The 21,243-nt window shown below is 47.4% G+C and carries 18 protein-coding genes and 1 tRNA gene; 7 read left to right on the forward strand and 12 right to left on the reverse strand.

The features are described from left to right. Nucleotides 1-4 precede the first annotated feature (4 nt). From rbsD to ACFSUO_RS14285, 3 genes are read right to left on the reverse strand one after another with little or no spacing between them, the layout of a single operon-like run. Complete coding sequence (gene rbsD, locus ACFSUO_RS14275) at nucleotides 5-400, reverse strand: D-ribose pyranase (protein WP_382395265.1); 396 nt, start codon at nucleotides 398-400, stop codon at nucleotides 5-7. Next, nucleotides 397-1,293 (reverse strand): ribokinase, encoded by an 897-nt coding sequence (gene rbsK / locus ACFSUO_RS14280; protein ID WP_382395267.1) that lies wholly within the window; start codon nucleotides 1,291-1,293, stop codon nucleotides 397-399. The genes rbsD and rbsK overlap by 4 nt, the downstream gene beginning before the upstream one ends. A gap of 4 nt (nucleotides 1,294-1,297) precedes the next feature. Further along, complete coding sequence (locus tag ACFSUO_RS14285) at nucleotides 1,298-2,284, reverse strand: LacI family DNA-binding transcriptional regulator (protein ID WP_382395269.1); 987 nt, start codon at nucleotides 2,282-2,284, stop codon at nucleotides 1,298-1,300. A 332-nt stretch (nucleotides 2,285-2,616) separates the two neighbouring features. Between ACFSUO_RS14285 and ACFSUO_RS14290 the strand changes: the two genes are divergently transcribed. Further along, entirely contained in the window at nucleotides 2,617-3,768 is a 1,152-nt protein-coding gene (locus tag ACFSUO_RS14290; RefSeq protein WP_382395271.1) for a putative glycoside hydrolase, read from the forward strand. A 274-nt stretch (nucleotides 3,769-4,042) separates the two neighbouring features. On the opposite strand, the gene ACFSUO_RS14295 is transcribed toward ACFSUO_RS14290, so the two are convergent. After that, nucleotides 4,043-4,834, reverse strand: a complete 792-nt coding sequence (locus tag ACFSUO_RS14295) for an SDR family oxidoreductase (RefSeq protein ID WP_382395273.1) — start codon at nucleotides 4,832-4,834, stop codon at nucleotides 4,043-4,045. A gap of 244 nt (nucleotides 4,835-5,078) precedes the next feature. Between ACFSUO_RS14295 and ACFSUO_RS14300 the strand changes: the two genes are divergently transcribed. The 4 genes from ACFSUO_RS14300 (at nucleotide 5,079) to ACFSUO_RS14315 (ending at nucleotide 7,198) form a co-directional block, all read left to right on the forward strand. Beyond that, nucleotides 5,079-5,151: transfer RNA gene (locus ACFSUO_RS14300), tRNA-Ala, on the forward strand. Between the two features lie 247 nt (nucleotides 5,152-5,398). Then, the gene (locus ACFSUO_RS14305; RefSeq protein ID WP_382395275.1) at nucleotides 5,399-5,647 is read left to right on the forward strand and encodes a hypothetical protein; all 249 of its coding nucleotides are present in this window, start codon (nucleotides 5,399-5,401) and stop codon (nucleotides 5,645-5,647) included. A gap of 276 nt (nucleotides 5,648-5,923) precedes the next feature. Then, on the forward strand, nucleotides 5,924-6,487 hold the full coding sequence (locus ACFSUO_RS14310) for a nitroreductase family protein (RefSeq protein WP_382395277.1): 564 nt from the start codon (nucleotides 5,924-5,926) through the stop codon (nucleotides 6,485-6,487). A gap of 234 nt (nucleotides 6,488-6,721) precedes the next feature. Further along, on the forward strand, nucleotides 6,722-7,198 hold the full coding sequence (locus ACFSUO_RS14315; protein WP_382395279.1) for a hypothetical protein: 477 nt from the start codon (nucleotides 6,722-6,724) through the stop codon (nucleotides 7,196-7,198). Nucleotides 7,199-7,268: 70 nt separating this feature from the next. Here the strand turns inward: ACFSUO_RS14315 and panD are convergent, their stop codons facing one another. The 4 genes from panD to ACFSUO_RS14335 all read right to left on the reverse strand — a co-directional run bounded on the left by panD (nucleotide 7,269) and on the right by ACFSUO_RS14335 (nucleotide 12,680). Further along, nucleotides 7,269-7,655, reverse strand: a complete 387-nt coding sequence (gene panD, locus ACFSUO_RS14320) for an aspartate 1-decarboxylase (RefSeq protein WP_382395281.1) — start codon at nucleotides 7,653-7,655, stop codon at nucleotides 7,269-7,271. Between the two features lie 157 nt (nucleotides 7,656-7,812). Next, nucleotides 7,813-9,270: an amidase gene (locus ACFSUO_RS14325; RefSeq protein WP_382395283.1), complete on the reverse strand. Its 1,458-nt coding sequence runs from the start codon at nucleotides 9,268-9,270 to the stop codon at nucleotides 7,813-7,815. Between the two features lie 101 nt (nucleotides 9,271-9,371). Next, entirely contained in the window at nucleotides 9,372-11,159 is a 1,788-nt protein-coding gene (locus ACFSUO_RS14330) for a flavin monoamine oxidase family protein (protein WP_382395285.1), read from the reverse strand. Nucleotides 11,160-11,207: 48 nt separating this feature from the next. Beyond that, nucleotides 11,208-12,680 (reverse strand): aldehyde dehydrogenase family protein, encoded by a 1,473-nt coding sequence (locus ACFSUO_RS14335; protein ID WP_382395457.1) that lies wholly within the window; start codon nucleotides 12,678-12,680, stop codon nucleotides 11,208-11,210. Between the two features lie 340 nt (nucleotides 12,681-13,020). Here ACFSUO_RS14335 and ACFSUO_RS14340 point away from each other — a divergent pair, with 340 nt between their 5' ends. Then, the gene (locus ACFSUO_RS14340; protein ID WP_382395287.1) at nucleotides 13,021-14,721 is read left to right on the forward strand and encodes a thiamine pyrophosphate-binding protein; all 1,701 of its coding nucleotides are present in this window, start codon (nucleotides 13,021-13,023) and stop codon (nucleotides 14,719-14,721) included. Nucleotides 14,722-14,979: 258 nt separating this feature from the next. Beyond that, nucleotides 14,980-16,464 carry a diguanylate cyclase domain-containing protein gene (locus ACFSUO_RS14345; RefSeq protein WP_382395289.1) on the forward strand — a complete coding sequence of 495 codons (1,485 nt, stop codon included), beginning with the start codon at nucleotides 14,980-14,982 and terminating at the stop codon, nucleotides 16,462-16,464. Between the two features lie 99 nt (nucleotides 16,465-16,563). On the opposite strand, the gene ilvA is transcribed toward ACFSUO_RS14345, so the two are convergent. From ilvA to leuB, 4 genes are all read right to left on the reverse strand, one after another. Beyond that, nucleotides 16,564-17,511, reverse strand: coding sequence for a threonine ammonia-lyase (gene ilvA / locus ACFSUO_RS14350; RefSeq protein ID WP_382395459.1), 948 nt, complete (start codon nucleotides 17,509-17,511; stop codon nucleotides 16,564-16,566). Between the two features lie 84 nt (nucleotides 17,512-17,595). Continuing rightward, a complete protein-coding gene (leuD, locus tag ACFSUO_RS14355; protein ID WP_382395291.1) occupies nucleotides 17,596-18,180 on the reverse strand; it encodes a 3-isopropylmalate dehydratase small subunit in 585 nt (194 codons plus the stop codon). A gap of 449 nt (nucleotides 18,181-18,629) precedes the next feature. Then, complete coding sequence (gene leuC, locus ACFSUO_RS14360; protein ID WP_382395293.1) at nucleotides 18,630-20,042, reverse strand: 3-isopropylmalate dehydratase large subunit; 1,413 nt, start codon at nucleotides 20,040-20,042, stop codon at nucleotides 18,630-18,632. Between the two features lie 17 nt (nucleotides 20,043-20,059). After that, nucleotides 20,060-21,166, reverse strand: coding sequence for a 3-isopropylmalate dehydrogenase (leuB, locus tag ACFSUO_RS14365; protein WP_382395295.1), 1,107 nt, complete (start codon nucleotides 21,164-21,166; stop codon nucleotides 20,060-20,062). Nucleotides 21,167-21,243 lie beyond the last annotated feature (77 nt).

Here is a 21,243-nt window from a genome sequence, read left to right on the forward strand (position 1 = left end):
TCATTTAAAAAATGACACCCGAATGCACAATCGCATTAGCGTATGGACTTGCCTCACCGGTTCGAATGACTGCCTTGGCATCGTTTGCAGACCGTTTCAAATCTTTGTGTCCGATATAGCGGATTGGTACATCGTGAAAATATGCGGTTAATTTGTTGTGCACTGGGGAATTGGATAGTTTCACTTCCTCGGCCAGCGTCAGTTCTTCCACAGCCATATGTTCAGAAATGGTCATCAAAACTTCTAAAAAACTAGGCGTTCCAAGTTTTAATGACAAATCAATACAAGGCGTATGTTCCGGGATGGGCAGCCCGCAATCAGCGATCATAATGGTATCGGTGTGTCCCATTCTGGCCAGCACCGAAGCGATATCACGGTTTAATGGCCCTGTTTTCTTCATTCTGATGTCTTCCTTTCCTGTAAAAATGCTTCGACTGCTTGTTTTTCCGGCATGCCGCCTTGTGCACCAACTTTTGTTACTGACAGAGCCGCTGCCGCGTTGGCCGTCCGAATCGCTTCATCCGGTGCCGTTCCCCGGGCAAGTTCTGCTGCCAGCGCGCCGTTAAATGTATCGCCGGCACCTGTTGTATCCATTACAGACATATCATAGCCAGCCACATGCCGCTCCCGGCCGTTTTCAGTAAAACTGGCACCACTGGCACCTCGGGTAATAATCAATTTTTCCCGGATTGTTTCATAGAGCGGATCTTCTGCAAATGCGGCGGCCTCCAGTTCATTCGGTGTCAGCCATGCACAGCCTTTTAGCACACTCTCCGGCAGCTTTTGGTATGGCGCCGGATTGAGGATGACCGGAACACCGATTTCCGCAGCGGCTTCTACCACAGCCACAATCGTTTCCATCGGCACTTCCAGCTGCAGGAGCACAATGTCACTGCCAGCAATCAAGTCACGGTGACGCTTCACCAGCTCTGGCGTTACAAGGTTATTAGCCCCTGGTGCAACAATGATTCGATTATCCTGGTCAGACAGGATGATCGTTGCCGTTCCTGTAGACGTCTCTGCTATCGTATCGATTCCTTCCGTTCGAATCTGCTCGTTTTTCATATTAGCAAGAAGTGTTTGACCAAACACATCATCCCCAACCGCCCCGATAAAATGGACATTGGCACCCATTCGGGCTGCGGCAGTCGCCTGGTTAGCCCCTTTTCCACCAGGGTTTGCAAAAAATTCATTCCCCATAACGGTTTCGCCCTGCTGTGGGACTTTGTCTGTTGTAACGGTTAAATCCATATTCATGCTGCCAACAATGCACACACTCGGCTCAGCATTCATCCAATCAGTCCTTTCGCCTTGTCGATTGCCGTTCCACCAGTTGAACCGGACATTCCTCGGTTATCATTGCCGGTGCCTCATTTTCGATTTGGGTGATGACCATATCGGCAGCCCTTGCCCCAATATCATAAATCGGCTGTGCCATCGTCGTCAGTGCTGGTGTAACCTTTTTACCAATAGAAATGCCGTCAAAACCAATCACCGACAAATCATCCGGCACCTTCCTGCCTAGTGCAGCCGCGGCATGCAGTACACCTACACCCATCAGATCATTGCCGGCAAAAATACCATCCACCTCAGGACAATCGCGCAATAGATTCATAGCCGCTTCCCGTGCCGTGTCAAAATTGTACGCACCCGAAGCCACATAACTGCTGTTAAACCAGTCCTCGTGCATAACCTCATCAAGGTAGCCGCGCAATCGGAAAACCGCATTATCCGCGTGTTCTGGTCCGCAAATATGGGCAATCCGTGTGCAGCCGACCGATTTCAAGTGCTGCACCGCCTGCCTGCTTCCACTGCGGTTATTTACCGTGACAGAGGATATGGAACGGCCAGTGATACGGTCCAAAGCAATCATCGGCACTGTAATTTTCTTCAATTGCTCTTCGGAAATCGAGCTTGAGACAATGACAAACCCATCAGCCGACTTTTGCTGCAATGCGTTCAAATAAGCACTTTCTTTATTGGGGTCATTGTCCGTATTGCAGAGGACAAACGAGTAATCACGCTGGTTTGCAACATCTTCCACCGCCCGGGCCAGCTCCGGAAAAAACGGGTTCGTAATATCCGGAACAAACAGCGCGATCATTTTGGAACGCCCTTTAAAAAGGCTCCGGGCCACATCGTTCGGTACATAATCCAATTGTTCAATCGCTTCTGTTACCCGTTGTTTTGTCTCCGCATTCACATAACCATTTCCATTAATAACCCTGGAGACCGTTGCAGTCGAAACACTAGCAAGCTTTGCCACATCACGGATTGTCGCCATCGTATAGCCCTCTTCGTCTTGTTTTTTTATGTTTATTGTAATGAAATATATCTTCTTGTGTAACGGGTTACACAGCAAGGTAAAAAAATTATTATAGGGGGATGCCTGTAACCCGTTACATATATAGTAAAACGGTTCCACCCACCTGTCAATTATGAAATTGCTGCAGATTTTTCCACTGGACAATCTGCAGCCAATGCTACTACATAAGAACGGCGGCTGATGTCCACGCTACAACTGGGTGAATGAATATGCGAATGAAGTTAACCGTCCTTTGCCTCGCCCTCTTTCTGCCGGGATTTTTGGCAGGTTGTGCAGGCATTGAAACGCAAATGACTAAACAGCTGAACATCCAGCACACCGATTACCACAGCGAAAATACTTCCGAGAACCAATCCAAAAAGCGTCCGGAATTTTTGGCTGCGGACAAAGAAGATAAAGGTCAGACAAATTCGAGCAGCACGAACAACATCAGACGGCAAACGCCCAAGGAAAATATCAAACGTACGGACATCAGGGGAATTTACCTGAACCGCAATGCTATTAAAAGTGATGCCATTGACGATTATATTGATCTTGTTCAATCGACTGATCTAAATGCCTTTGTTATGGATGTAAAAGATGACAACGGTAAACTGACCTATGATTCAAACGTGCCGATTGCCGAGGAAATCAAGGCAGACGGCAATCCGTCAGTCGATGATATGAAAGCACTGCTCGACCGTCTGGAAAAGGAAGGGATTTACACCATCGCACGAATTGTCGTTTTCAAAGATCCATTTCTGGCTGAACAAAAAGAAGAATTTGCGATCAAGCGTAAAAATGGTGGTGTCTGGCAGGATGAGCAGGGAATCAAGTGGATTGACCCGTACAAAAAAGATGTCTGGGATTACATGGTTTCCATTTCCGAGGAAGTGGCATCATACGGATTTGACGAAATTCAATACGACTATATCCGCTTTCCAGCCAATGCAAAAACGGCAGACCAGAACATAACCTTTGATAATCAAGAAAACATGGCCAAAGATGAAAACGTGTTGTCTTTTCTGCAGTATGCGAATAAACGCCTTGAGGATTATTCCGTCCAAGTTTCCGCTGATGTGTTCGGATTGGTAACAACAGCCAAAGATGACATGGGAATAGGACAATTGTGGGAGCGGATCGCACCAAATGTCGACTTTATCTCCCCAATGACTTACCCGTCACACTATGGACCCGGCTCGTACGGTATCGAAAATCCAGATGATCATCCGTACGACATCATGAAACAAGCCATCCAGGATGCAAAAAGACGAAATGAAAAACTTGAGGAAAAAGGCATTAATACAGCATTCATCCGCCCGTGGATACAAGATTTCGACTTTGGACGCAAATACGAAAAACGAGATATCCAAAACCAGATTAAAGCACTGGAAGAACTCGGGATACGGCAGTACCTCGTCTGGAATGCAAGAAGCAAGTATACGAAAAACGCTTATGAATGATGGGCTGATTGAGCGGGGATGCGGGCGGTATTTCCCCACCATATAAGGGCTGTGCTTTGCTCGGGCGGGGACATGCTCGGGGTCTATCCACCCGTTTGTGGTGGATATCGACCTGTTTAGCCGAAGTATCAACCGGTTCGGCAGAGGTATCAACTCGAAAATTAAAGATATCAATCCGAACCGGGAGACAAAAAGCCGGTTCCTCCCTTCTGCCTAACATGCACCAAAAGAGAGTTCCCCGGCTCTGCACCAATAAAATAGCACTTCAACACACTTATAACGCCTTGACCATGCCTCCATCCACAAGCAGCGACTGCCCTGTCATATAGGTGTTCGCTGCTGAGCAAAGGAACACAGCCAGTTTTGCAAATTCCTCAGGCTCCCCATACCGCCCAATTGGGATTTGCTCTTCGATGGAGGCCTTCAAGTCCTTTACCTCCATGTTAAGTGCATCCGCCTTCATATTATCAAGTGATTGCACTCGGTCCGTCGAAATCCTTCCCGGTCCTATCGTGTTGATTAAAATGTTGTCACCGGCCAGTTCCTGCGACAGGCTTTTCGACAATCCGGTTATCCCTGCCCTGAATGTATTGGACAGGATCAAATTATCAATCGGCTGTTTAATGGAAGACGAGGCAAAATTGATTATATGGCCGCCTCCTCCCTTTCGCATATGCGGCAAAACCTCTCGGATAGCCCGGATAAAACTAAGCAAGTTAAGTTCAAAGGCATGCTGCCAAGCCTGATCGTCAACGTCATCAAACGCCCCTGCCGGTGGACCACCCGTATTATTCACTAAAACATCAATCCCATCGTTCGTCCAGGCAGCATCCGCAACAAGCTGTTTGATCGAATCATAGTTCGTCATATCACAACGCCCATACGATACTTGCTTGTTTCCGGTTTCTGCTATAATCGCTTCCGCCGTCTGTTCCAACGCCTTTTCGTCCCGGCTTGCCAAATACACCCGCGCACCTTCTCTTGCAAACTGGGCCGCAGTTGCTTTCCCCAGTCCTTTACTGGAAGCTAATACCAACACCGATTTGTTATTGAGTCCGAGATCCATTAAATCATCTCCTTATTGATTTCCTTTAAGTTGTTTTTACTCTAGCATAAATTGGCAGTTGATAAGATTCCAGTAATCCGAAATACTGAAAACTCGCACCCCGACAAATTCCGACTTTATTTGACATAGATTGCCCGGGAAATAATTGTTGTTAAATCATTGGCTCAGAAACAGAAAATTTAAAATTTATATATCCCCCTTGAAATTATGCGGACAAGTGGCTATAATAAATATCGGAATCGACGGGGCATTAGCTCAGTTGGGAGAGCGCTTCGCTGGCAGCGAAGAGGTCATCGGTTCGAGCCCGATATGCTCCATACCAAAAATTTAACTCCTGTACGCATTAATGAAATGTTGTACAGTACGCTAAAACGTCTCTTTTCATAAGAGGCGTTTTATTTGTGACGTCAGAAAGTATAGATTATCGATGACCTTACTTGGCACTTACTAGGACGAGGGTGGGCCTATAGTTTTTCTAACAGGTCTGGATAAACGAGTAAACAGCCTTTTTATAACAAGAAACTTTTTTGCCATGTTATCGTAATAAGCATAGGAGGCGATAAAATGAAAAACTATATTATTTTCATAGCAAGCTTTCTACTCTTTTTCTTCATTACCCAATGGGCACTCGGTGTCTTGTATACTATGGTATATACCCCAAATATATCAGAAGCTTGGAATAGGAGCGGTGACCTATCGCAAGGAATTGTTATAGCTAAAGGTTCTTCTAATCTCATTACACTTTTAACTGCTGGTGTAGCGGCAACAGCAGCTTATTTCATTCCCAGGGCGTTCAAGCGTTTTTCTAAGTGACAGTTACGTGGCGAGGAGAAGGGTATAACGCCTTTTTCTTTGTGGATCCATACATGCTGCAAAAGGATAGGCGGTCGACGTATTTTTACTTGTTCCTAATTTCGTGTCTAATGTTACCGTTCATGTTTGGCTCAAACGGATATTTTGATTTCAAAATACAATTTCATTATAATGACGGTCAGTTGAATATTTTATTGCAATATAAGAAAACGTTGGTCGATTTATAAAAGAAGACTTAGGGAAAGCCAGGATTTTCAACAGGAGGATGTACATATGATGACTACAGACATACAACAATTCCGCCAGGCGGATCACGATATTGACTCGATTTACGTAAAGCGCTGGTCGCCTCGGTCATTCTTAGAAAAAGAAGTACCTGAGGACGTGCTTTTAAGAGTATTTGAAGCGGCTCGGTGGGCACCGTCTGCTATGAATATCCAGCCGTGGCGGTTCATTATTGCACGCACGCAAGAAGATAAGGAAAAATTTCATTCTTTTATAATGGATGGAAATCGGAAATGGTGTGAAAAAGCACCCGTGCTAGCACTGCTTATTTCCGATAAGCAAAGTAATACGCACGCTTTTGACACCGGTGCAGCCTGGGGCTATTTGTCCCTGCAGGCGGCAAAAGAAGGCTTAATCACTCATGGCATGGGTGGATTTTATAAAGACAAAGCGCGCGAACTGTTAAACATCCCGGATGAATTTGATATCCAGGCACTTGTGGCAATTGGTTACCAAGGGGAGAAAGAAGCCCTAGACGAACAACTGCAGGCACGCGAAAAGCCATCCGACCGCCGACCAGTGCAGGAATCGGTGATGGAAGGAACATTTGTTTAATAAAGGTGTCTTTCGCATCACACACTTGTGATACGGACTCCGCACTTCAGCCCTAAACAGACCGGTATCGTTGCCGGTCTGTTTTGTTTTCGCGGGTATTCCGATACAATATACGCCCACCCCTACAATCGAATTTCCCCTTTAAATTTGTGTGATTTCCAGCACAAATCTATTCAGTGTAGTTGTGCTATAATCGTTTCACCAAAGTTTTGCAATCATGGCCCGGAGGATCTTATGAATAAATGGTTTTATTTTAATTTTCTGTTGCTTGTACTTGGCGTTTGGAATATTATCGAACGCGTTCAGCTCCCGTTTTTCCCTGTGCATATTGCATTCGGGGCGCTTGGGCTGTTCTTTTTCCTGTTTAACTGGACACGGCATGCGGTGTTCTCCACTATGCGCAACACATCGAATAAACAGACGAAAATAAGATTGGCCAATATCTCCAAAAAAATTGTCCCATATCATCGTTGGATTGGAACGACGGCGCTTATTTTAATCAGCATCCACGCATCGCTCGTCATCCGTCTGTTCGGACTGGACCTGACAAACGAGAAACTGACAAGCGGGCTCTTGGCCGGCACTGTGCTGACGGCGATGGTTGCCAGTGGCTGGCTGCGGCTGCTCTGGCCGTCTGTCAAAAAAAGGATGACCCATATATGGCTCGGAATTTCATTGTTTCTTTTGGTTGCAGTTCATTTGATTTTGTGAATTTTCGATGCAGGGGTCCACGCAAAAAATCCAGCCGATCTGCTGTCAGCTGGATTTTTCACCCTTAGGATTAGATTTCTTCCGGCCAGTGTAGCTGATGGTCTTCTACACTCGTAATCTCGTTCTGTTCATTGACAAAAACGACCCGTGGCTTTAGATTGGCTATTTCCTCTTCGGTCATGAGACCCTGGCTGAGTATGATAACCAGGTCGCCCGGGGAAAATAGATTGGCTGGAGGGCCGTTTAGACAAATTTGCTTCGATCCCTCCGGCGCAGGAATGGCATATGTTTTCCACCTGGCCGCATTTTTTAGATTGGTAATCTGCACCATCTCGTATGGCTTAATATCCGCCTCCTTCATTAATTTCGCATCAATTGTCACACTGCCAACGTAGTCAAGATCAGCCTCTGTGACAGTAGCTCTATGGATTTTCCCCTTGCACATCAGGCGCTGCATGCATGGTTCCTCCTCTATAATTTTGATTGATATCTACCATGGTATGATGTAGATCCGAGAATAATACAGTTGTCGAAAATGAAAGTTCTTATCAAGGGTGACTAGGACAGGCTCTACGTCCAGAATTCTTCTTGCCAGGAAACATTGATACAAAAAACTAATCCAGTTTCATACTGCGAACATACCCTCTGACATTATCCTCCACTATTTTGCCCAATTGGAAAATTGCGCTTTCATTACCATTCATACTTATAATCTGAACACCGATTGGCATTTCATTTTCATCTGTGCCAGCCGGAATGGTTAAGGATGGAAGTCCCCAGACATTTGCATACGCAACATATGGCATGTATTGCAGAAATGTTTTACGGATTGAAAAGATCTCCTGATATACTTTTCCATGTGTTGGCGCTCCTGTATGATAAACCGGAAAAATTAATAAACGATTTTTAAGATAATCGGCCAGCCTATCATCACCTTGTTCCACAATATTTTCTATTTCTCTTGTTCTGCTTGCCGATGGTTTGAATAGTTTCGCTCCGATAAGTGCCCATGACAGAAACGGATGAATTTGTGTTTTTTTGGTCAGCTTTTCTTTAGCATAGGCAGCTAATACGTTTAGCCGATCATTATTAAATACTAGCTTTTCCATTTCCCTTCCACCATCCATCGACATGATCTCCTGCCATAATCGCGCACTACTTCCAAAATATGGTGGAATGGAGCGATTTACTGAAAAAGAGGTACGTAAAAATTGTTCCATTCTATCAAGCATGTCTTTTGTTTTTTTGGATAAAGGAACATTCGTGTCTTCAGATAAAATCTCAATGTTGACATCATCGAGTGATTGTTCAGCAGGAGGTGTATCAGCAATAATCCCATACAACAGTTCCATATCACGGACTGATTTCCCCATCGGTCCCATTCCCGACATTCTTTCTTGCAGCGCATGACTATTTGAGGGAAAATGCCCGTCAGCTGATACTTGGAATTTGCCTGGTTTAAACCCAACAACACCGTTAAAATGGCTTGGAAAACGAATGGAGCCCCCAATATCGGAACCAATTCCGGCGGCTGCTCCCCCCGCTCCGAGCAATGCACCTTCTCCGCCGCTGGAACCGCCCGGAGTTCTTGTCACGTCCCACGGATTATTCGTTCTGCCATATAATTTATTATCCGTTTCCTGGCAAAAACATAACATTGGTGTGTTTGTTTTTCCTAAAATAATAGCACCAGCACTTTTTAATTTCTTAATAACCTTGGCGTCTTCTCTAGCTATTAAATGCTTCCTGCTTACTAATCCGCCAGTCATTTTCATGTTTGCAACCTGGAACGCTTCCTTCACACTAATTGGAACACCGAATAATGGTCCTTTATCCGCCTTCTCCGTTTGGTTGTCCTTTTCCAAGGCCTCGCTTATAGCTGCATCGTATCGATCTTCAACAATAGCATTAATGAGGGGATTTATTTTTTTGGCATGTTCAATAAAGGTGCTAACCACTTCAAAACTAGTGATTTTCTCACTTTTAATAGCATTCGCAATAGAAATAGCATCCATATTTAGTATGGTTTCCTGCGAGAAGTTGGGCTTGAAATTTTTTACGTTCTCACTCATTTGTTCACAACCACCTTTCAGAGACAATGGCAAAGAATGTGGGAGCGGGCTCCTTGTCTTATTTATTGCACCCGTTTAAAGGATCCTGTCCCCATATCCCACTAGAATCCTAGATAATAGCTGGTACTGAGCCAGGTTGGCCATTGGAGGTGGTAGGATTCTTGGAGCATCTTTTCTGTTTCGCAGAACGCGCCTTCAATCCAGCCCTGTTTTCCGGAGTAGGCATCCCCAACAATATGGATGGCTTCATGCGGCAGTGGATGACGCATAAATGGCATGACTGCTTCCATGGCAACGCCTGTCCGCCAGTTGTGATAGCCGCCGCCATACGGGGCGCGGGACCAGTCTTTGATGCGTGCGGTATAAGGCTCAGGGACATGGTTTCCATGCACTTCGCTTAATTGGCTTCGTGCCTCGTCGACAACATGTTTCGGTGCTTTTTCACCTGGCAGGGTGTGCGGTTCTTTTACAAGCAGGCCGCGATCCTTTTCAGCAGCTGCCGAATAACTGCTGGCTCCCGTTCTGTCAGGGCTTGCAGCACCGGCTGATTCCTGTTCCCCCTCATACTGGATAAGTGCATTCCAATAGGGGACGGTGCTGAGATCGTTATAGCTCGCCAGCAATAAGGAATGGTTGTTTGATGGGTCTGTCCCAAAGTAATAGCACTGGCTCATTGGTAAATCGGTGGATGCCTTGCCTTCCTCAATGCCGTGGTCCTCTTTCCACCATGGGTAGGTGAATCCCATCAGCAATTTAAACGACGGAATGCTGAATACTGTATCGATATTCTGATTCAACATGGGCGCTGCATCCGATTGAAAGAAATAACTGTTCCGGTCCAAAAGTTCCAGCGAACGCTTCGGCATGGCCAGAATAATAGAATCGGCATCGACCGTCCAGTACGCTTGTTCTTCTGTGTTATAAAATGTAAGACGATAGCGGCGCGGACTGTCTGTCGCTTTGGTGAACGTCTCCAGCCGATTGCCCGTCCATAGCTGTGCCCCTTGGCTATCCGTAAAATCTTTTGCCAGTGAATAGGCAATCTGATCGTAGCCGCTTGTCATCGTTCGGTACGTTCCTTCTCCGTCACTGCCAATCATATACGATACCGCTACAGCCGCATTCCAGTTCATCGTATTGGAGTAATACCCTTCCGTATCGGCGATAAAAGCATACCCTTCCTGTCCTGCCTGGTCTTTGATCAGGTTCCAGAACCCAATGTCACGAACCTTCATGCCATAGAAAGGGCTGCCTTCCTGATGATATGTCCAGTTGACGTTGATATCGTCCCATTGGCTGGCAGTCAACCTGAACGCATACTCGTAATCGTTCACTTTTTCAATTCTGTCCCCGTAGTTGGCAACAAACCACGGATCGGCCATCAGCACATGGTAGACAATTTTGTGCAGAAGCTGATCAAAACGGAACCCTTTGTCTGTCTCACGAAGGTTATAAGGCACATCCAGCCGTTCCCCTCGCTTTTGAGCATCTATCCAGTCACTGCCTTTAAAATGCTGGCCGCGGAGATAATATGTATATTCGGCTGGATCCCCTGATGGGAAAGGAGTATGATCAAGCTGAAAAATATCTTCTATAAGTGTGGCGGTTATTTGGTGGGACGTATCATAATGCATGCCACCAAGCTCACCAGTTACATTCATATCCGGCAGTTCGATTGACTGCAGCCGTCCGCCAATTCGATCATCTCCTTCAAAAATATGAATGGATTCCGGGGGCTGGCTGTCACCTCCGTATGTACCGGACAGCAGGCGATATCCGGCGTACAGTCCTGAAATTCCACCGCCGATCACCGCCACATCAATTGATAAACCTGCTTCCTTATCGTTTCGGTATGACAATTGCTCCATTTCCATTCTTGAATTCTTCATAACAGCCTCCTTATGATTGTTTTTTGTAAACACGTTCTCAAAACTGCTTTATTCGGAAAACCATCCGGTTGGTTCTGGCTGCAGGTTAATGTTGATTTGTTTTACTTCCTGGAATTCCTCTAGTCCATATTTCCCCAGTCCGCGGCCAATTCCGCTTTGTTTATAGCCGCCCCATGGGAAATCGTTAAAGTTGGTGTGATAAGTATTTACCCACGTGATTCCGGCACGCACTTTTTTAATAACCCTGAGCGCTTTGGCACTGTCCTGAGTGAAAACACTTCCGGCCAGTCCGTAATCTGTATTATTGGCTACCCGGATAGCGTCCTGTTCATCCTTGAATGTCTGGAACACCGCGACTGGGCCGAAAATTTCTTCCTGAACAATGCGCATCGTTTCCGTTGTATCTGTAAAAGCAGTCGGTTCCACAAAGTAGCCGTCTTTTAATGCACCAGTCTGTACGCGATTTCCACCGCAGACAAGGTTCGCTCCTTCTTCTTTGCCTTTAGCGATATAGGACAGCACTTTATTCATATGATCTTCACTGACAAGCGGTCCCATTTCGGATGCTGGATCACTGCCGGGGCCGACGGTGATTTTCTTTGCCCGCTCCGCAAACCGCTCGACAAAGACATCATGTATGCTTTCCTCAACTAAAATACGCGACCCGGACGAACAGACCTGTCCAGCACCGAAATAAATGCCGAACAATGCGTGATCAACGGCGGTATCCAGGTCCGCGTCCTGAAAGACGATATTCGGTGACTTTCCGCCCAGCTCCAGTGAAATTTTTTTCAAGTTGCCGGCCGCGGATTTCATAATGGCCCGTCCTGTTTCCGTTCCGCCTGTAAATGAGATTTTGTCAACATCATGGCTTGTCGCCAGTTCATTCCCGACAACAGCACCATGTCCCAGCAGCAGATTAGCAACTCCGTCCGGAAGCCCTGCCTCATCGAAAATCTCGAACAGCTTTACGGCCGTAACCGGTGTGATTTCGGATGGTTTCAAAATTACGGTATTGCCGGCAGCCAGTGCAGGAGCCATCTTCCAGACACTCATCAGCAGCGGGAAATTCCACGGGACAATCAGGCCGCAGACACCGACTGGCTCATGGACGACCATCGTGTGGGTTGATTCTGGAGCATCGACTGCCTGTCCCTCCGGTGCGCGGATCAGTCCTGCGTAATACCGGAAACAATCGGCTGCTTCGGTTACGTCAAAACTGGCTTCCGTATGTGTTTTGCCGTTGTCGAGCGTTTCCAGCCGCGTCAATTCGTCATGATTCTCGTCCAGTTTGGCAGCAATCCTGTATAAATATTCTGCCCGTTCGGCAGGTGCCATTTCCGGCCATTCTCCATCCTGGAATGCTCTTTTGGCTTGGCTGATGGCCTCCTTGGCATCTTCGGCTGTACCTTCCGCTGCCTCAGCGATCACTTCCCCATTCGCCGGGTTAATGATGTCTCTTTTATTGTCTTTGCTTGGATTTTTCCATTTTCCGTCAATGTACATGGTTAATTGCATCATGCTGTTTGATCCATCTCCCCTCACGTTGTTTGTTTGCATGTCTCGTAAAAGCTTGGGGCATTAGGCTTGAACAGGTCACAACACCAGCTTCATCCATTTAAAATATTGCCCTTTTTCTAATAATAATCAGTTTAGCCGTTCTTTCCAAAATCGTCAAACCGCGATGTGAGCGAATCCGGAAAAAGTTGACAAGCTATTTGTTCATGTTAAGATACTTTACTAAAGGTTCACATGGGTCCGCCTACTGTGAATTAAATTAAAAATCTGAATTACACGAGGAGGCGAGTTTAATAGATTCATAGCATTACGCCACATAGAAACGAATCATGGAGGTTACGAGATGAACACGACAAAACAGAAAACAAATACACCGTCAGACGTGATTGTGCACGAGCTGGTACAAGCCGGTGTGGAAGTTGTTTACGGCATTGTCAGCATTCACAACATGCCGATTTATGATGCAATTGTACGGGAAGGCAGTATACGGCTTATTGCCGCACGTGGTGAAAGCGGTGCGGTTAATATGGCGGACGGCTATGCGCGGGCAACCGGAAAGCTTGGCGTTGTTCTGACAAGTACCGGGGCCGGAGCCGGAAATGCGGCTGGCGCACTGACCGAATCGTGGAACCAGGGTACACCGCTATTACATATTACCGGCGAGGTTGCTTCTGACTATGTCGGAACCGGCAAGCGGTACATTCATGAGTGTAAAGATCAGCTTGCCATGATGGAAGGTGCTTCCAAAAAGGCGCACTTGCTGCAGCAGCCTGAACAGACAACTACACTCATAAAGCAGGCAATCAAGGAAGCGGCCACCCCGCCTTTAGGGCCAATCACCGTTTCCATTCCCACTGATTTGCAGACGTCCATCATTCCGGACAATACGATTCTGGAAGCAAGCAGCCCAACAAAAACAATAGCATTCGAAGACGAAGCCGATACGTTTGACCTGCCTAATACACTTATTCAAAAAATTACACAAGCCAAGCGCCCGGTCATTTGGGCCGGCGGCGGCGTGATTGCTTCCGGAGCTAGTGATGAGCTCAGCCAACTAGTGGAACGATTGCAGCCGGCCGTGATCACCAGTGAATCGGGCAAAGGCGCCATCCCGGAAAATCACCCGCTCTGCATTGGCAATTTCACTACGGAGGCAGAAGTAGAAGCCCTGTTCCGGCAATCTGACTTGCTGATAAGCATTGGCACTCATTTCCGTGGGGAAGAAACGAATGATTGGACATTGCCGCTGCCTGATGAGCACATTGGGATCAACGCGGAACCGGACGCTCTCAACCTTAACTATACTGTGTCTTATGGACTTGCTGGCGACGCAAAAGATATTCTGCAGCAGCTCAACCGGAAGCTGGAGGAACAGCCTATCGCACCGGATCAAGCGTATGTGGAAGAAGTAAAAACCGTTCGCAGCAATGTGCGCGCAGCACTACAGGATGCAGTCGCCCCGTACGACCAATTTGCTGATGGAATGCGCCGTCTGATGCCGGATGACGCAATCCTCGTACGCGACGTAACGATGCCCGCCTACATATGGGGGAACAAACTGATCGAAACATATAAGCCACGGACATCCATTTTTGCTTCCGGCGGCGGGATCGGTCAGGGGCTGCCAACAGCAATCGGCGCTCAGATAGCCGATGAAGACCGTACTGTCGTACTGATTGCTGGAGACGGCGGATTCATGGTCAATGCCGGAGAACTGGCTACAGCCGCCCAGGAGAATCTCCCACTTATCATCGTTTTATTTGATGATGGCGGCTATGGTATTTTACGCTACCTGCAAACTGCCGCTTATGGAAGAACCAAAGCGGTAGATCTGAACTATCCTGATTATGCGAAGTTATGTGAATCAATGGGCTTCACAGCGGAAAGGGTCGAATCCGCCGACACCTTTGTCCAGGCCTTTGACAACGCCATCAAACAAAGGAAGCCAGCCATGATCATTGTCGACATGGAAGCAGTCGGTCCAACGAATCAACCATACAAAGAATCAGAAGCATACATCAACTCCTTCTGCCCAGGCAACTGAGCGGGACATGGGGACAGGCTTACTTGTCCCCCGTGTCCTTTCTTTTTTGTCCACTCACCTCTTTAATACATCTTCTTTACTTTGCTTATTCTCCAGCAATGTGTTCATCTGTAATACAAACTCAAAACAGCTACACACAGAACGATGCTTTCAATGCTAGCTGGGACGATGAACCCTGCGCCCCATCGTTTTTTGACAATTTTTGTTGTTTTGGTTTATAGTTAAGGGATAAAAACGGTTTTTTGCTGGGGTGAGGAGATGCTTAACGAGGAACCTTATTACATAACGGAGTCGAAGCGGCTGTGCAGGGAAAACGGGATGGATCCCTATGTCATGTCGCGTCCGGAAACATTTTTAACCGAACAGGAGTTGCTGGATAAACGGGAATCATACAGTGAGATTTTATCGGTTGTCAGTTTTTTCTCCAATAAACTGCTGGCTTCATTGAAAGGGACACCTATTTTAGTCGTCATTTCCGATGTGGATGGTTTTCTTTTAGACATTGATGGGGACGAAACGATAAAAGCGACCACCGATCAGTTCGGAATTATACTAGGCAGTCAGTTCACCCAGAAAGATACAGGCACCAATGTTGTCAGCCTGACCTTGCAGGAGAAGCGTCCGATAAGTCTGATTGGCAAGGATCATTACCATAAAATGCTCGAGGATATCGCCTGCTATGGTGCATCCTTTCAGTATACAGACGAAGATGATCTGCTTGGCAGCGTGTCAATTATGATGCCAATCCAGTACCAGAATCCGCTGTTTTTGACGATGCTGTCCCAGATGGTTGACTCGATCGAGCGGGAATTGCTGCTCCGAAAGCAAAACCGAAAGCTTAACATTATGAATCAGATTATGCTGAAACGGACGAGCAATGGCATTGTCATCACCGACGAATACGGCATCACGACCGAATTAAATGACTATGCCCAAAAGATTTCACATAATGGCAGAGCGTCTGTCATCGGCAAAAATATTTGCACATCCGAATTGACAGGTACCTATTTTCAAAGAGTTATAGAAAACGAGGCGGTTTTCGAGAATGAACTTCTCCAGTTCACTAATCAGAAAGGAGAGCGTGTTGTGTGCCTGTTCGATGCACAGCCAATCTACGAAAATGGCAAAATGATTGGCGCGTTTGGACAGTTTCGTGATATTTCCGAACGCCATCTGCTGCAAGAGAAATATAACTACCTTGCTTACCATGACGACCTGACAGACATACCGAACAGACGGTACATCAAGAAAGAAATTGAATCCCACATCCAATCAATTGAAATGGGAACCAGCGGAAAACTGGCGATTCTATTTCTGGACCTGGACCGTTTTAAAATTATCAACGACAATTTCGGCCATTCCAATGGGGATGAACTTTTAAAAGAAGTAAGCAAGCGGCTGATCGGATGTCTTGGAGAGCGTGATATCCTGGCGAGAATGGGCGGAGACGAATTTATTTTTCTATTGCAGGATTTCGACTCTAATCACTATGTCGAGGAAAAAGCGAAAGGGATTCTCAAGCAATTCCATGAGCCGTTTCAGGTTGCCGGAAATGAACTGCATATGACCGCAAGCCTTGGCATTGCCATTTATCCGGACTATCCCGTTTCCCCGGAACAGTTTATGGTGTATGCGGATAATGCCATGTACCAAGCAAAGTCGCAAGGCAAAAATCGTTATGTTTTCAACACCTCGTCTCATTTGGATTCGGTGTCCTCTACTCACGTAAAACACTGTCGATGAAACAGCTGGAATAAACCGAGACTTGGTGACAGGCTCCTTGTCCCGGTGGTGCAAAAACAAATGGGACAGTAAGCCTGTCCCCATGTTCCACTCAGCATTCTAGGCTGAGTGGTGGTGTTTGCTGGCGAGCTGCTGAAACATTGGGAGTGTGCTGATGTCCATGTTGCCGCCGCTCACGATGATACCGCAGTGTTCGGATTTGATGTTGCTGTTGTGTGCGAACAATGCGGCCAGTGCTGCGGCGCCGGCTCCTTCCAGCAATGTTTTGTTGCGTTCCAGCATGTAAACGGTGGCCGCGGCGATTTCCTCATCGCTGACCGTGACAATGTCGTCAACATAGTTCCTGATCAGCGGTAATGTTCGCTCACCCGGCTTTTTCACCGCAATTCCCTCTGCAATCGTTGATACCTTGTCAAGACGGGTCACTTGCCTGTGACAATAACTTTTATACATGGCTGATGCACCAGCAGCCTGGACGCCAATCACCTTGACGTACGGATTTTTATGTTTGGCAGCGGTCGCAACTCCACTGATTAAGCCACCGCCGCCGACCGGTACTATAATCGTATCAATCCGGTCTTCCTGCTGCAGCATTTCGGTTGCAATCGTCCCTTGGCCTGCCATAACGTCATAATCGTCAAATGGATGAATGTACTCTGCTCCTGTCTGCATTTGCCGTTTCATCGACGCTTCGTACGCTTCCTGAAATGACTCGCCAGTAAGCACAACCTCCGCACCATATGCCCGCGTGGCATTAACTTTAGCCGCGGGTGTTTTTTCTGGCATGAAAATGGTTGCCCGTGCGTTCAGTTTCGCCGCCGCATTTGCCACCCCCTGGGCATGATTACCTGCCGATGCTGCAATTACCCCTCTCCCCAGCTGTTCATCCGATAGCTGCATCAGTTTATAACTGGCGCCCCTGAATTTGAATGCACCAGTTTTCTGCTGATTCTCCATTTTAAAATATACATGTTTTCCCACTAATGCATTGGTTGTTGCTGATTTCATGATTGGTGTGCGGTGGACCACGGTTGCCAGCTGGTCCATTGCCGCATCAGCCACGTCGCTTAGTACGTAATTCCCAACAGATTCACTCTCCTCCATCATGATTGTTATTGTCACCCATCTTCTTTATGATTCTATCGCTTGTTCATACGCGGCAATCTTCGCTTCGTGTTTCAGTGTCAGTCCGATTTCATCCAGCCCGTTCAGTAAGTTTTCCCTATGGTAGTCTGGAATGTCGAATGACACTTCACGTCCATCATCTTGGACAGTTTGTTTCTTCAGATCAACCGTCAGTTCCAGCTCTGACTTCTCCGCCTGCTTCATCCATTGCTGCACCTGCTCTTTGTTCATCGGAACTGGAATGATGCCATTTTTCAGTGCATTATTGTAAAAAATATCAGCAAAACTCGGTGCAATGACGACGCGGAACCCATAGTCCAGGAGAGCCCATGGTGCATGCTCCCTGGACGATCCACAGCCAAAATTCTCCCCGGCCAAAAGAATCGAGCCGTTCTGGTAGGCCGGATTGTTCAGTACAAAATCCTCCTGCATGTTCCCCTCATCATCAAACCGCCAGTTGTAAAACAGAAACTGGCCGAATCCAGTCCGTTCAATTCGTTTCAAAAATTGCTTCGGGATGATCTGGTCCGTATCAACATTGGATCGATTCAGCGGAACCACCTTACCCTGATGCTCCTGAATTGCTTCCATGAAGCCGCCTCCTAACTATAAAGTGAAAGAATGAATTTCATAAATACTTTTTTGCTTAATATACGAACTTATAATTGAAAATACACTTAATCATTCGTAATCTACCTTAGAGAATTGGAACGGAAGGCGGACGACTCCTGCGGGATAAGAGGCCTAGATGAGACCCCGCAAGGCGTTAGCCTGAGGAGGCTCATCAGCCGCCCGCGGCAAAGAAGACACTGCGAAAGCGACCAAAGGAAGCTTAAGCAGATGTCGCACTTGTACCCGGAGTGGTGAAAGCGTCCGCCTGAAGTGGAAATCAAACGCAATAACCTAATTGTTCGTATTTCAAAGGTAGATATTGAATTATGAAATTCACTCAGTGAAACTTTAATCAGTGGGGGCGTTTCCATCCCCCACCTTCACGTATTTGGTTACCCACGGTTAGAGGTGGGCGGATTACAGCCCGTTCATGCGTGATAGACGCCTGCTGCAAATTTCCTTACATCGACAAAATGCCCTTCAATTGCTGCGGCGGCCGCCATTTCCGGGCTGACTAGATGCGTACGTGCGCCATTGCCCTGCCGTCCTTCAAAATTCCGGTTCGATGTCGATGCACACCGGCCGCCCGGCGGAACTATATCATCATTCATCGCGAGACACATGCTGCAGCCAGCTTCACGCCACTCAAATCCGGCGTCCTTAAAAATCGTATCAAGTCCCTCTTTTTCCGCCTGCAGTTTGGTTCCGAACGACCCTGGTACGACAATCGCACGGACTCCGTCGCTCACTGATTGGCCTTCCACTATCCTGGCCGCTTTGCGCAGATCGGTGATGCGAGAGTTGGTGCACGAGCCGATAAACACATGATCAATGGCAATCGACTGGATCGGCTGGTTTTCCTCCAGACCCATATACTCCAGTGCCCGTGCGACCTCATCAGGATTCTCCGACTCGCTGACGCCCGGGGTACTGGCATTAACCGGTACACACATGCCAGGATTCGTGCCCCAGGATACTTGCGGTTCAATTTCTTCCGCTTTAATCGTCACTGTTTCATCGTATGCTGCGCCTTCATCGGTCGCCAGATTCAGCCATTCCGCTGCTTTTGCATCGAATGCTTCCCCTTGTGGCACATTCGGTTTATCCCGCAAAAATTCCACTGTCGTCTCATCCGGGCTGATTAGGCCCGCTCTTGCACCGGCTTCAATCGACATATTGCAGACGGTCATGCGCCCTTCCATCGATAAATTGCGGATCGCTTCCCCTGTATATTCAATGATATGGCCAGTGCCAAAACGCACACCGAATTTAGAAATGATCGCCAGAATCAAGTCTTTGGCCGTTACTCCAGTACCAAGATCGCCTTCCACATGGACATTCAGCGTTTTCGGCCGCTCCTGCCACAATGTCTGGGTTGCCAAAACATGTTCAACTTCACTCGTGCCAATCCCAAAGGCCAGCGCCCCGAAAGCACCGTGCGTGGACGTATGACTGTCACCGCACACAATCGTTTTGCCCGGCTGGGTCAGGCCAAGCTGCGGCCCGATCACATGAACGATTCCCTGGTCAGGATGAAACATATCCGCCAATGTGATGCCAAAATCCTTACAGTTTTTGCGCAACGTTTCCATTTGTTTTTTGGAAATATCATCTTTGATAACATCTCTGTTTTTCGTTGGAACATTATGGTCCATCGTCGCATAGGTCAAATCTGGGCATCTGACATTGCGGTTACTCAGACGCAGCCCCTCGAAAGCCTGTGGGGACGTCACTTCATGGATTAGATGCAAGTCGATATACATCAGATCCGGCTTCCCTTCTTCCGCGTGGACCATATGATTTCGCCAGATTTTATCAACAATTGTTTTCGGTTTCCCCATCTCTTCACCTCCACCTGCTAAACAAACATGCCACAAATACTGTCTGAGACACTTTTGACCGTCAAATTTTCGACTACAGCATCGGTCACTTGCTGTGTGCCGGTAACCTGACCGCCTTGCGTGTCAAGATCTGCTGTACGATAGCCCTGATCCAGACATTCACGAACCGCCCGCTCGATGGCAGCGGCTTCCGTTTCCATCCCGAACGAGTGACGCAGCATGAGCGCTGCAGAAAGAATGGTCCCGAGCGGATTCGCCATTCCCTGCCCGGCAATATCCGGAGCAGAACCATGTACTGGTTCATACAGGCCTGTGCCATCCGAGCGTATGCTTGCAGATGGCAGCATACCGAGCGATCCGGTCAGAACGGACGCTTCATCACTCAAAATGTCACCAAACATGTTTTCCGTCACCATGACATCAAACTGGTTCGGGTTGGTAATCAGCTTCATTGCTGCTGCATCTACCAACAGATGTTCCACGGCCACATCCGGGTAGTCCTGTTTCTTTTCTTCGACGATCTCACGCCAGAGCCGGCTTGATTCCAGCACGTTTGCTTTATCAACAGAAGTCAGGTGCCGGCGACGGAGACGGGCACTCTGGAATGCTTTATCAATGATCCGCTCCATCTCTTCCCGCTGATATGCAAGTGTATCGACGACCGCATTCCCATTGTCCCGACGCTCACTTGGCGTGCCAAAATAAAGCCCGCCCGTCAGTTCACGAATGATTAAAATATCACTGCCTTCAATGACACTTTCTTTTAAAGGCGACGCGTGCAACAGGGACGGAAAACCTTTAACCGGACGCAAATTGGCGAACAGTCCCAGTGCTTTGCGAATACCAAGCAGCCCTTTTTCCGGCCGTCTATCAGCAGGCACCCCATCCCACTTGGGGCCACCGACAGCGCCAAGCAAGATGGCATCGGCGTTCCGGCATGCCTTAACGGTTGTATCCGGAAGTGGTGTCCCAAATTTGTCAACCGCGTCCCCGCCGATTGCGTGCTCCTCCATGGTGAACGTGTGGCCGAATTCACCAGCCACTGCTTTTAATACCTGTACAGCTGACTCGACGATTTCTCTACCAATACCATCTCCAGGAAGCAGAATAATGTGCTTATTCATGAACTTCCCCTCCTTTGCGCTGTTGTTTTAAAGATCCAACTGAGATACATCTGATTTTTATGCTAAATATTATTGCT

The organism is Lentibacillus juripiscarius (assembly GCF_042685205.1).
GTDB classification, from domain to species: Bacteria; Bacillota; Bacilli; order Bacillales; family Amphibacillaceae; genus Lentibacillus; species Lentibacillus juripiscarius.

Coding starts and splice junctions, on each gene's coding strand:
- ACFSUO_RS14345 (WP_382395289.1), top strand. CDS start 14,980: ATGCTTAACGAGGAACCTTATTACATAACGGAGTCGAAGCGGCTGTGC.
- panD (WP_382395281.1), bottom strand. CDS start 7,655: ATGCAGCGCCTGATGTGCAAGGGGAAAATCCATAGAGCTACTGTCACA.
- ACFSUO_RS14325 (WP_382395283.1), bottom strand. CDS start 9,270: ATGAGTGAGAACGTAAAAAATTTCAAGCCCAACTTCTCGCAGGAAACC.
- ACFSUO_RS14330 (WP_382395285.1), bottom strand. CDS start 11,159: ATGAAGAATTCAAGAATGGAAATGGAGCAATTGTCATACCGAAACGAT.
- ACFSUO_RS14310 (WP_382395277.1), top strand. CDS start 5,924: ATGACTACAGACATACAACAATTCCGCCAGGCGGATCACGATATTGAC.
- leuC (WP_382395293.1), bottom strand. CDS start 20,042: ATGGGGAAACCGAAAACAATTGTTGATAAAATCTGGCGAAATCATATG.
- leuB (WP_382395295.1), bottom strand. CDS start 21,166: ATGAATAAGCACATTATTCTGCTTCCTGGAGATGGTATTGGTAGAGAA.
- ilvA (WP_382395459.1), bottom strand. CDS start 17,511: ATGGACCAGCTGGCAACCGTGGTCCACCGCACACCAATCATGAAATCA.
- ACFSUO_RS14305 (WP_382395275.1), top strand. CDS start 5,399: ATGAAAAACTATATTATTTTCATAGCAAGCTTTCTACTCTTTTTCTTC.
- ACFSUO_RS14340 (WP_382395287.1), top strand. CDS start 13,021: ATGAACACGACAAAACAGAAAACAAATACACCGTCAGACGTGATTGTG.
- rbsD (WP_382395265.1), bottom strand. CDS start 400: ATGAAGAAAACAGGGCCATTAAACCGTGATATCGCTTCGGTGCTGGCC.
- ACFSUO_RS14315 (WP_382395279.1), top strand. CDS start 6,722: ATGAATAAATGGTTTTATTTTAATTTTCTGTTGCTTGTACTTGGCGTT.
- ACFSUO_RS14335 (WP_382395457.1), bottom strand. CDS start 12,680: ATGATGCAATTAACCATGTACATTGACGGAAAATGGAAAAATCCAAGC.
- leuD (WP_382395291.1), bottom strand. CDS start 18,180: ATGGAAGCAATTCAGGAGCATCAGGGTAAGGTGGTTCCGCTGAATCGA.
- rbsK (WP_382395267.1), bottom strand. CDS start 1,293: ATGAATGCTGAGCCGAGTGTGTGCATTGTTGGCAGCATGAATATGGAT.
- ACFSUO_RS14295 (WP_382395273.1), bottom strand. CDS start 4,834: ATGGATCTCGGACTCAATAACAAATCGGTGTTGGTATTAGCTTCCAGT.
- ACFSUO_RS14285 (WP_382395269.1), bottom strand. CDS start 2,284: ATGGCGACAATCCGTGATGTGGCAAAGCTTGCTAGTGTTTCGACTGCA.
- ACFSUO_RS14290 (WP_382395271.1), top strand. CDS start 2,617: ATGACTAAACAGCTGAACATCCAGCACACCGATTACCACAGCGAAAAT.